Annotated in this window: 9 protein-coding genes; 3 read left to right on the top strand and 6 right to left on the bottom strand. The window is 38.2% G+C overall.

What is annotated here, in order from left to right:
- Nucleotides 1-8 precede the first annotated feature (8 nt).
- The 5 genes from ACIQ38_RS02715 to kdgD all read right to left on the bottom strand — a co-directional run bounded on the left by ACIQ38_RS02715 (nt 9) and on the right by kdgD (nt 5070).
- Nucleotides 9-1019, bottom strand: coding sequence for a TRAP transporter substrate-binding protein (locus ACIQ38_RS02715; protein WP_402817602.1), 1011 nt, complete (start codon nt 1017-1019; stop codon nt 9-11).
- A gap of 152 nt (nt 1020-1171) precedes the next feature.
- Nucleotides 1172-2143 (bottom strand): aminopeptidase, encoded by a 972-nt coding sequence (locus ACIQ38_RS02710; RefSeq protein ID WP_402817599.1) that lies wholly within the window; start codon nt 2141-2143, stop codon nt 1172-1174.
- Nucleotides 2144-2186: 43 nt separating this feature from the next.
- Nucleotides 2187-2639: a RidA family protein gene (locus tag ACIQ38_RS02705; protein WP_402817596.1), complete on the bottom strand. Its 453-nt coding sequence runs from the start codon at nt 2637-2639 to the stop codon at nt 2187-2189.
- A gap of 29 nt (nt 2640-2668) precedes the next feature.
- Complete coding sequence (gene gucD / locus ACIQ38_RS02700) at nt 2669-4129, bottom strand: alpha-ketoglutaric semialdehyde dehydrogenase GucD (RefSeq protein ID WP_402817593.1); 1461 nt, start codon at nt 4127-4129, stop codon at nt 2669-2671.
- Nucleotides 4130-4146: 17 nt separating this feature from the next.
- Nucleotides 4147-5070, bottom strand: a complete 924-nt coding sequence (gene kdgD, locus ACIQ38_RS02695) for a 5-dehydro-4-deoxyglucarate dehydratase (RefSeq protein ID WP_402819570.1) — start codon at nt 5068-5070, stop codon at nt 4147-4149.
- 717 nt (nt 5071-5787) lie between these two features.
- Here kdgD and ACIQ38_RS02690 point away from each other — a divergent pair.
- From ACIQ38_RS02690 to ACIQ38_RS02680, 3 genes are read left to right on the top strand one after another with little or no spacing between them, the layout of a single operon-like run.
- Nucleotides 5788-8013: an EAL domain-containing protein gene (locus tag ACIQ38_RS02690; protein ID WP_402817590.1), complete on the top strand. Its 2226-nt coding sequence runs from the start codon at nt 5788-5790 to the stop codon at nt 8011-8013.
- Between the two features lie 21 nt (nt 8014-8034).
- The gene (locus ACIQ38_RS02685; RefSeq protein ID WP_402817587.1) at nt 8035-9669 is read left to right on the top strand and encodes a thiamine pyrophosphate-binding protein; all 1635 of its coding nucleotides are present in this window, start codon (nt 8035-8037) and stop codon (nt 9667-9669) included.
- Nucleotide 9670: 1 nt separating this feature from the next.
- On the top strand, nt 9671-10048 hold the full coding sequence (locus ACIQ38_RS02680) for a carboxymuconolactone decarboxylase family protein (RefSeq protein ID WP_402817584.1): 378 nt from the start codon (nt 9671-9673) through the stop codon (nt 10046-10048).
- A gap of 184 nt (nt 10049-10232) precedes the next feature.
- Here ACIQ38_RS02680 and ACIQ38_RS02675 read toward each other — a convergent pair whose 3' ends face one another.
- Nucleotides 10233-11690: an amidase gene (locus tag ACIQ38_RS02675; protein WP_402817581.1), complete on the bottom strand. Its 1458-nt coding sequence runs from the start codon at nt 11688-11690 to the stop codon at nt 10233-10235.
- Between the last annotated feature and the right edge of the window lie 63 nt (nt 11691-11753).

The raw sequence follows: 11753 nt of genomic DNA, 5'->3' as shown, positions 1-11753 counted from the left end.
CACCTTCTTTAGTTCTGGATTTGTTGAATCTTGTCATAAAGTGATTGTAATTCTGGATTGGATATTAATAATGCCTCTTTTATTGGTTTTTGTATTTCTTCGAATAATTGCTTGTCCACTGTGATGAATTCTACCCCCATCTCTGTCGCTTCTTCTGTCACCTCTGAAATCCGTTTATCCCATGCTTCATTAGATACTTGACTGCTCAATTTAAATCCTTCTTGGAAGACTTCTCTTTCTTTAGACGTAAGTGAATTTAAAAAGTCTGTATTTGCAACAAGCATATCGGTAAAAATCTGATGCTCAGTGCGTGAATAGTATTTTGCCACTTCTCCATGTTTCATATCAACAAGTGCCATCTCAGGATTTGTTCCAGCGTCAATGACACCGTTCTGTAAAGCTGTATACACTTCACCGTAAGCCATGACAACAGCTGCCGCATCAAATCCTTGTACGAGTTTCACATTTGCCTCACTAGACTGAACGCGAATCTTCATTCCCTTTAAGTCATCAGGTGTTTCTATTTTCTTTGAAGCGTAAAAATTATTTACTCCATTGGAAAACCAAGCCACTCCTTGAATTCCCTTGTCAGCTGTCGAATTATATATCACATCTGTAAATTCTTCGTTGTTCATCACTTTACGGAAACTATCTTCATCATTAAATAAGTAAGGTAAACCAAAAATCTTATATTCATTTGCAAAAGCTTCTAAATTACTTCCACTTGTAGCTACCAAATCGAGTGATCCCATTTGTAACAATTCGAGTGCCTCCGAATTCCCTCCAATTACACCATTAGTAAAGAGTCTGATTTCGAATTTATCTCCCATTTCTTCTTCTACATATTCTTTAAATGCTTTCAATCCTAGGTAAATCGCATGACTTTCAGGCTGTACTGTCGCAACACTTATAATTCTTTTACTATTTGTATCAACATTTGCTGAAGCAGAACATCCGGCTAGTACTATCACTAATATAAGTAAAAGTGTTACGGCTGTAATTTTATGTTTCTTTTTCATTTAATCACCTCATTCTCTTTATTCTAAATATACAAATATTTGAAAGCGCTTACTTTTATTAGTAAATGTATTCTCGAAAATAGACTCTTGGTATACCTAATTTGCCTTATGCAATATAAGTAGAATACCAAGAGTTCTCTGCTCAAAACTTCTTAAACTAGCAATGCTCCGTCTTTCATAATATCTCGTCCATCTATATTACACGTAACAGTTTTGATAATCATATCTAAATGCAAAGGTGAATCGACATGTCCGCCAAAATTTAAATTCTTTCCAATACCAATATGGATATTTCCAAATGATCCTTCATCCGGCGCCATATGCCCGCATAAGAAATTTTCTTTATTGAGACCAAGTCCAAGCTCCGCAATATTATAAACTGTTGGATCGTTAAACTCAGCTAACATCTTACGTAAAATATCTGCCTCACGTCCCCCTGTTATCTCCGTTATGAAACCTTCCTTTACTGTGCATGTAATAGGTTCTTCAATTAAATTTAACAATGGATGTGGGATACTTCCGTCAAATACTAATACACCATTCGCAGTTCCTTCAACTGGTCCAAGTGCAACTTCTGCATTTGGGGGAAACGAAGCAGATCCAGGTACAGTTGCTGTTCCATGATCTAGCACAGGCTCTCTTCCTTCTATGCTGCAAACCATATGAGTGCCACCTGGAGCTGTAAGTGTAAATGTATTACCTTTATAAAAAGGGGCAACTCGATTAACAACTCGTGTAACCTCATCAAAATCTGCAGTTAATCCACCTTCTTCGAACATATGAAGCGCATAGTCTTGAAGCCCAATCCAACGTAATCGCCCATTTTTACTTGCACTTAAGCGTGCTTTTGTATGATACAAGGAATAAGTCGTCGCACCAAATGCAACATCACAGTTATTCAGCGCAGCAGTAACAGCTTCTGTCGGCTCTGCACCATGCCCTTCAGTCGGAGGCATAACAATCATGGAAGTTTCAAAAAAACGTTTTGCATGCTCATAAACAAATTCACCAATTTCTCTTTTATCATCATCCGTAATGATAAGTACTTTTTCTCCTTCTTTCAAATGCGTAATACTCGTAAATAACTGTTTGATACCTAATGGTAGGTCGTTCATATTCTTCATCAGTCATTTCTCCTATTCTAGTAATTTATATAAGTTTCAATCATTACACTTCAACAACAATCTCCACTTCTACCGGTGTTCCTTCTGGAAGTGAAGATGTTCCAAGTGAAACTCTACTATGTTTTCCTATCTCGCCAAATACTTCGATTGCTAATGCAGATACTTCATCCATCACTTTCGGTTGGTCAGTGAAATTCGGCGTACTTGCCACATAACCTTTAATATTAACAATCTTCTTCATAGAATCCAGACTACCCATCATATTTCGAACTGTTGCTAAACAATTCACGAAAGCAATTTTAGCTGCATCTTGAGCTTGTTCCAATGTAACCGTGTCACCTACGAGTCCTTTATATTTTAATATACCTTCGACTTTCGCTGCATTCCCACTTACAAATATCAAGTTTCCTGTTCTGACCCCTGCTTCAAAAATACGCTTATTTGCTTGTATAGGAAGTTTATATCCTTTACTTTCTAAATTTTCTTCATAGTTCATCATTATACCTCCATTGTAGCGCTTACATTTTATTTAACAAACACTGTTTTGATGGCTGTGTAAAATTCTTTTGCAGCTTGACCTTGTTCACGCGAATGAGAGCTAGACTGTTTCATCCCGCCAAATGGGGCTTGTAATTCAACTCCAGCACTTTCTGCATTGATACGCACCAATCCAGCATCCATTTCATTAATAAATGACAACATATTACTGATTCTTGTCGTAAAAATAGAAGCGCTTAAACCGTATTCCGAGTCATTTGCCAATTCAAGTGCCTCTTCAATTGTGTTAACTTTCATAAGCGCAAGTACCGGCCCAAAGATTTCTTCACGTGCAAGAGTCATAGTGGATGTTACGTCTTCGAACACAGTCGGTTCAACGTAATACCCATTCAATCCTTCTTTTTCTACTTTTTCTCCTCCAAAGAGAAGTGTAGCCCCTTCTGATTTACCTTTAGCAATGGCTGAGAGCACTGTATTCAATTGATTTTCACTTGCGGAAGGTCCCATCCATGTTCCTTCTTCCATGCCATCACCAACTGTAATGACCGTCACTTTTTCTAAAAGTTTTTCTTTAAATTCTTCATAAACATCTTGTTGGACAATAACTCTACTCGTAGCTGTGCATTTTTGACCTGATGATCTTAATCCACCACTTATCGTTGCTTCCACTGCTAAGTCTAGATCTGCATCATTCGCAACGATCACTGGATTTTTTCCACCCATTTCAAGTTGATATTTGATACCTCTCGAAATAGCTGTTTGTGCAAGCTGTTTACCTACTATATTAGATCCTGTGAATGTAATGGCATCTATTTCTGCATGATTGACCATTTCTGTTCCAATCAATGAACCTGAACCCGTCACCATATTTAGAACACCCACTGGTATTCCTGCATCATGTAAACACTCAATCACTTTTGCACAAGTCACTGCTGTCTCACTAGCTGGTTTAATAATGACTGTATTACCATAAATAAGTGCTGGAGCCATCTTCCACATCGGTATAGCTACCGGAAAGTTCCAAGGTGTAATAACGCCAACAACACCAAGGGGTACTCTAGTTGTAAACATTAATGCCTCGCTATCAGTAGAAGGGATGACATCACCAATAGGTCGCATACCTTCACCTGCATAATAACGTAAAATTGCTACACCACGTGCAGTTTCTCCCTTTGCCTCTGTAAATGTCTTACCCATTTCTTTCGTCATGGCAGTTGCTACGTCTTCGATACGCTCTTCTAAAATAGCCGCAGCTTTTAGTAAATAATCACCTCTTACATTTCCGGGAAGTTTACGCCATGCTTTTTGCGCCTTTCTTGCGGAACTAGCGGCATGGTCAAAGTCTTTAATAGAAGATAGTTGATAAAGTCCAACTATTTCATCCTTGTTTGCGGGATTTCTACTTTCAGCAGTTTCTCCTGTTTCTGAAGCAATCCATTCACCATTTATATAATTTAAATATGTTTTCGTTTTAGTTTTGGCTGTCATTTAAAAGGAACCTCCTATTATATTACTCTTGATGGAACAGGATATTTTTCCAATGCATGGTCAATAACTTTCTTCAATTGTTCATAATGATCTTTTTCAACAGAAGCAATTGGTGCCCTAACATTCGTTGTCACCGGCAAACCAACAATTTGCATGCCCGCTTTTATAAGTGAAACTGCATAGCCCTTTTTCTGTTTACGAATTCGATGAATAGGTAGAATGACGTCTTCATGCAATTCATGTGCAACTTCTTTATCTCCATTTAAAAGTGCCTCATAATACATAGCAGAAATATGTGGTATATAGTTGGAAATTGCAGAAGAATATGATGTAAAACCTAAGTTCACATATGCAGCCATTGTTACTTCTGCTAATGGCATCCCATTCACCCATTCCAATCGATCCCCAATTAGATGTGTAAATTCCGTATTATTCTCCATATTACCAACACCATCTTTAAACCCTACAAGTTGTGGAAGTTCACATAGTTTGACTAGTGTCTTCGAATCTAGAATACAATTATCTCTTTGGTAGACGATTGCGTTCAACTCCGTACTTTGGATAATTGTTCTTAAATAATCGTAAATTCCATCCTGTGAAGGATCAATCAAATATGGCGGCAGTATTAAGTAACCTTCCGCTCCTAGCTCTTCCGAAATTTTAGCTTGTTCTATAGCATGTGAAATATTGCCACCTACTCCTGTATAAAGAGGAATTTTTCCTTGTGTCTTTTTCACAGCAATTTCCACCATCGACCTATATTCTTCATTACTAATTGCATGTAACTCGCCTGCCCCACATGCGACGAATATAGAACTTAAACCTCCTTCTATTAAAAATTCAATATTCTTCCCCAATGCATCTAAATCTAGTTTCCCTTTCTCATCCATTGGTGCCACTGGAAATCCTAAAATTCCTTTCGGTGCTTGCCTCTTTCTCATTGTCATACAAATTCCACCCTTCTAGTAAATATAATAGTTATAATTTTCTATAAGTTTTATTGTAAGACAATTATATTGTAATGTCAAACGTTTTTAGAAAATTAAATAATATAAGTATCTTCATATTACTTTTGAACAAAAAAGCACCACTTCTCCGCTTTCGAGAAATGGCTACAATGCAGGTTTCAATACTTGAGGGAGAGAATGAAAATCGAAACTATATAGAAATTAATTGTGCATCATTACTTTTTAAATTATATGTCTCCGGGTATAACAATCTCTAAAAAATAATTCCACTATAACCCTAAATTGATATTCTTTCTTTATTTTGATACTTCGTTTCTTTTTTAAGACTTCTTATTCATCTAGAAAACAATGACTTTTAACTTGGTTATCTATATAAACATTGGAAGAATGCTTTTTCGATTTTTTTAATAAAAATTTATCCTAATTATCAGAACTTCTTCTAAATTCCGATAGCATTTCAGCACCCATGCAGCAATATTGGCAAGGCTTGTAAGCTCTTCCCCTTACAATTCCTTTCCATTGAATTTAATAATATTTTGCGGTAAAGTTAATATTATTGGGAATTCTTTCTACTGCTCATTTTCTAGTAATTTATCCACAGCAGAAACGAATTTCCTTTTCTTGTCGCTAAAAATATTAACTCTTTGAAACTAGGGTATGTATTATATATAAAAGCTTAAGGAGGAGAACATGAATACTACAGAACCTTACTACATTACAGAATCTAAGAAGATGTGTTTAGAAGCTGGGATGGATCCTCATGAAGTATCGAGACCGAAGACCTTTTTAAGCGGAGCGGAGTTCGAGGAGAAGCGAAAATCATATAGTGAAATACTTTCAGTCGTGAGCTTTTTCTCCAATAAGCTACTACATTCTTTAAAAGGAACGCCAATTCTTGTGGTTGTGTCGGATGCAACTGGTTATCTTCTTGAAATAGAAGGTGATGAGACCATTAAGTCAACTATCGAACAATTTGGGATAAGTCCTGGCAGCTTATTCATTCAAGAAGATACAGGGACGAATGTGATTAGTCTATCCTTGCAACAAAAGCACCCCATCAGTCTGGTTGGTGAGCAGCATTATCATACCTTTCTTCATGGTATTGCTTGTTATGGGACGGCCTTTCACTATACAGATGACGATAATTTACTTGGCAGTTTGTCCATCATGATGCCGATCGAGTTTCAAAACCCACTTTTTCTGACGATGCTATCCCAAGCAGTTGATTCAATCGAAAGAGAACTGTTATTAAGAAAACAAAATAAGAAGCTTAATATTATGAATCAAATCATGTTGAGCAGAACTAGAAATGGAATTGTCATTACAGATGAAAAAGGAATCACTACGGAGTTTAATAGTTTTGCTGAAAAGATTTCAAATAATAGCAGAGATTCGGTGATGGGTAGAAATATTCAGGAATCCCATCTTACGGGAGAATATTTCAAGGAAGTCTTGGAACAAGAAAAAATAATAGAAAATGAAGAATTAAAATTTAGAGACGAGGAAGACAACCTTATTGTCTGCCTATTCGATGCACAACCAATTTATGAAGAAGACAAAATGATTGGGGCCTTTGGACAGTTTCGGGATATTTCGGATCGTTATTTACTACAAGAGAAATATAACTACTTAGCCTATCATGATGATTTAACCAAACTACTGAATAGACGATTTATTAATAAGGAAATAGAAACGATCATTCATGAAATAAATGCAGGGCAGCATAGAAATTTAGCCGTATTATTCCTAGATCTCGATCGCTTCAAAATTATTAATGATAATTTTAATCATTCTTTTGGAGATAGATTTCTGATTGAGGTAAGTAAACGTTTAAGTAGTTGTCTAGGAGAAAAGGATATACTCGCTCGAATGGGTGGCGATGAATTTGTTTTTCTACTGAAAGATTTTGTCGACCCGGATTATGGCACGAAAAAAGCGGAAGAGATACTTCAACTGTTTCAACAACCTTTTTATGTGGGTAACAAAGAATTACATACGACAGCGAGTATCGGGATGGCATTTTATCCCGACTATCCTATATCAAAGGAACAGCTTATGGTCTACGCGGATAATGCGATGTACCAAGCAAAATCTCAAGGGAAAAATCGCTATGTCGTGCATAACTCTGAATTATTAGATGTCATGACGAACGAATATATGCTCGAAGTCGATTTAAGAAGAGCAATAACTAATAATGAATTTGTTCTTCATTATCAGCCACAGATCAATATCGATAGCGGCAATCTGGTTGGATTGGAAGCGTTGATCCGCTGGCAACATCCGACCTTAGGTTTGATTCCCCCAGAAAAATTCATAAAACTGGCAGAAGAAAATGGTTTGATTACGCAAATTGGCGAATGGGTTATCGAAGAGGCCTGTTCACAAATCAAAAAATGGCACGATGCCCACATGCCCCTTATAACAATGTCCGTTAATCTATCAACCCAGCAATTTCTAACAAGCAATCTCATTTCATTTATGGAAAATGTCCTCGAACGTACAGCTATTGATCCGGCATATGTCATTGTCGAAATTACTGAATATATGGCAATGGAAGGCGAATACGCCATTCATGTATTAGAACAACTAAAATCACTAGGTATCGGTATCAGTATCGATGATTTCGGAACGGGTTATAGTTCGCTCAATTATCTTAAAAGTTTTCCGATTGATTATATTAAAATCGACAAATCCTTCGTTAGAGAATTGATGAACAGCGAGAAAGATGCAGTCATCGTCAAAGCAATTATCTCATTAGCACATAATTTACAGAAAGAGGTAATTGCAGAAGGGGTAGAAACAAGAGAACAGCTTGAATTTCTGAAAAATCATCAATGTGAAATCTCACAAGGTTATTACTTTAGTAGGCCACTCCCAGTAGATGAAATTGAGAAAATATATTTGACACAACTTTGACTGTAAGGGGGCACTAAAAACATGACAACAGCTTCATCTGTATTAGTATCGAATTTTAAACATTGGGGAATTCACCATATTTTTGGTATTCCAGGAAAGGCCATATCTCCTATACTATTCGAGATATTACGCCACGACATGGAATTTGTATTAAGTAAACACGAGGCAGCAGCAGGTTTTGAAGCGACCGGATATGCATTAATGAACCAGAAAATTGGAGTCGCAGTGGGGACATCCGGACCTGGTGGAACTAACCTACTTACAGCTGCTGGACAGGCAAAAGCCTCTAATCTACCATTATTAATCATCACGGGTCACCCTTCGATGAGGGATACCGGAAAAGCAATGGGACAAGATTCGAGTCTTTTTGGTGCGGATCTTGTAGATATGTTTCGATCTATAACGAAATTTAGTGCACGCGTAGAGAGAGGTGATATGTTACACACCTACCTAGAGCATGCCTTAGAAAAAGCGTTATCTGGTGTAAAAGGACCAGTGCATCTATCTATTGCATTTGATGTTTTGCTAGAAGAAATTGAACCGTTCCAATTGGAGTTACCAGCGCCATATGAAATGATTTCACCTAAAACAGGTGAAGTGATTGAGAAACTAAATATGGCTAAACGTCCCCTTTTATTCTTAGGAAAAGGCGTTCATTCAAGTCGCGCGTATGAAGAAGTACAGCATCTCGCAGAGCATTGGAAGATGCCTGTCATTACGACTCCTGGAGGAAAAGGGACATTCCCTTCTAATCATAGGCTGTCACTCGGCGCATTCGGATTAGGCGGTACAGAAGAAGCTACCGCGTATTTATTGGAGAAAGTTGACCTACTCCTCGTCATCGGTTCTAAACTAAGTGATATGTCCACAGCTGGACTAATAGAAACGATGTTTCCCGAGCATGTCATTCACTTCGATTATGATCCAACTTTTATCGGAAAATCGATTCAAGTTGCAACTACCCCAGTGCTTGGCGATATCAAGTTGAACCTGACAGCTATTTTAAAAGATATACCAAAAACCGAAAGTGAAGCGTTTGTAATGCCAATCGAATCTATTTCGCTGGAAAAAAATAAACCTAGAGAACGCATGTCTGCAGTCCAAGTGTTACGAGCGATGCGTCATGCACTACCAGAGAACGCAATTATTTTTGGGGATGACGGAAGCCATTCTTTTTATGGAATTAAACATTTTGATATATACAAACCAGGGACCTTCTTCTTTGATGATATATTTGGTGCAATGGGCAACGGAATTGGTTATTCGATCGGCGCAAAACTAGCAGCACCTAAAGAAACAATTGTATGTCTAGTCGGGGACGGATGTATGTTCATGCACGGTACCGAAATTTCAACGGCTTACAATTATAACTCCGCTGTCCTATTCGTCGTTATGAATAATGGACGACTCGACATGGTAGAAAAAGGGATGCAAAAAATGATCGGTTCGTCTATCGGTGGCGTGTATGAGACTCCGCTTGATGCAAAACGTTTTGCCGAATCGATGGGATTAGAAGCTTATACCTGTCATAACCCTTTTGATTTAACCGAGAAAATAAAAGAAGCATTACATAAAATCGAGCAAACAAATAAACCAATCGTAATTGAAGCTTTAGTAGATGAACAGGAAATACCACCAACTATGGGGAGGCAGTAAGATGGAAAATGACAAGCGCTACGAGTTAGGAAAACAAGCAATGGAAGAATTATTTTCCGAGGAAGTCCGTAATGGCATGGAAGAAATGAAAAAAGTATCTCCTGACCTTTGGGACATGATCGTATCTTTTGGCTTTGGAGATCTTTATTCTCGAAAAACGCTTTCCTACGCAACTCGGGAAATCATTACACTTACAACACTTATCACACAAGGAGCTTTCGATCAGCTTAAAGTACACATACAAGCAGCCCTAAACGTTGGGCTTTCTAAAGAAGAAATAATAGAGATTATCATCCACTGCGCCGGCTACGTCGGTTTTCCAAAGGCTGTTCACGCAATGGGAATCGCTGGAGAGATTTTTAAGGAGATAGAGAAATAACTTAAATGTCCCTGTGCACGAAACAATTCTGAATATTTTTAAGAACAGAAACATTAAAAGGTGCCAGATTCTGAATTTCTTCGGAATCTGGCACCTTTACTAGTTAGCATTTATCCTGTTGTCAGAATTGTTTCTTACACAGGGACGCGTTTTCGGGACGCGTTTTCGGGACGCGTTTTCGTTTTTAAGACTTAATTAGATTGGAAGCATGAATAGAAGGTATTTTATCTTTCCAGGGTCTAGCCTCTTCTAATTGTGTAGCAAGTAGTAAAAGCGTGGTTTCATCAGCAAACCTTCCAGTAAATTGCATACCAATCGGTAAGCCTTTATCACTCCATCCAAGTGGTAGAGAGATGGATGGTTGACCTGTGGCATTGAACAGATTCGTAAATGGTGCGTACGTAAAAATTTGTTCCGTCCACTCAACAGCATTGATATTAGGATTGTTTGAATTTAACATTCCGATTGGCGCTGGTGGCGTTGCAAGTGTCGGGGATAAAAGAACATCATAGTCCGTAAAAAAATGTCCGACTCCTCGTGAAACTGCAGCATTTGTATCAATTGCTTCTAATAGATGAGAAGCAGGCATCTCTTTACCATATTGATAACAAGCCCAGATAGCAGCCTCAATATTCTTTTCACTCGGTATACGATTAGATAGGGCTGCCGCTCCATTAATCATATGATAAATATTTGCTGTCCAAATACGGACAGTGGCCATGCTAAACTTCTCCACATCGTATTGAGGAGTAGCTTCCACAACTGTATGGCCAAGTTCCTCGCAAAGGGCTACTGTTTCTTTTAAAGCACGAAGACATTCTTCATCCACAGGGACACCTGAGGCTGGTTTTCCCGTCCAAGCAATTTTTAAAGGTTTTGGTGCTTTCTTTATCGCTTCTGCAAATGGCATTGCGGGTGGTTCTGCCCAACCATAACATCCGATATCTGGACCAGCAACCGCATCAAGAAGTGTTGCCGTATCTCTCACAGTTTTAGATAAAGCAAATTCAATTGCAATTCCATTCAGGGGTTCGCTATTGAAAGGGCCAGACGGAATTCTCCCACGGGTCGGCTTTAAACCAACAAGCCCGCTACAGGATGCAGGGATACGGATAGAACCACCACCGTCATTCGCATGTGCAAGTGGGGTAATACCAGCAGCAATCGCGGCAGCAGAACCACCGCTTGAACCTCCAGGGCTATGATTCGTATCCCAAGGGTTTACAGTTGGATTGCCATATAGTGTTGCTTCGGAAGCAGCATTATAACCAAACTCTGGAGTTGTCGTTGTTCCGACCGTAACAACCCCGGCTTTACGAAAACGAGCCATTAATTCACTATCCACTGGAAATGTAATTCCCTCAGCTAGTTTACTTCCCATGTTAACAGGAATTCCTTCTGCATGAAGAACAAGCTCTTTAATGAGAAATGGGACTCCTTCAAAGGGGCCTTTTGGCAAACCTGTTTTTATCTCTTTGAGTGCTTTTTCTTCAACAATTGATGCAACAGCATTTAATGTTGGATTAAGTTCCTTTATGATATTTACGGAGGTATTTACTAACTCCTCAGGTGTAACTTCCTTCTTTTTAACCAGTTCGGCCAAACCTAGACCGTCGTAAGTTGTATACTCTGAAATATTCATTATCTTTCCTCCTTTTTGTTCAGTATGAATGAGGAAGAATTATAAAACTATTACCCGAAAGAA

It is taken from the genome of Psychrobacillus sp. NPDC096389 (assembly GCF_044762855.1).
Taxonomy (GTDB): Bacteria; Bacillota; Bacilli; order Bacillales_A; family Planococcaceae; genus Psychrobacillus.
Note: the sequence above shows the minus strand (reverse complement) of the source record. Positions and strands in the feature narration are given on the sequence as shown.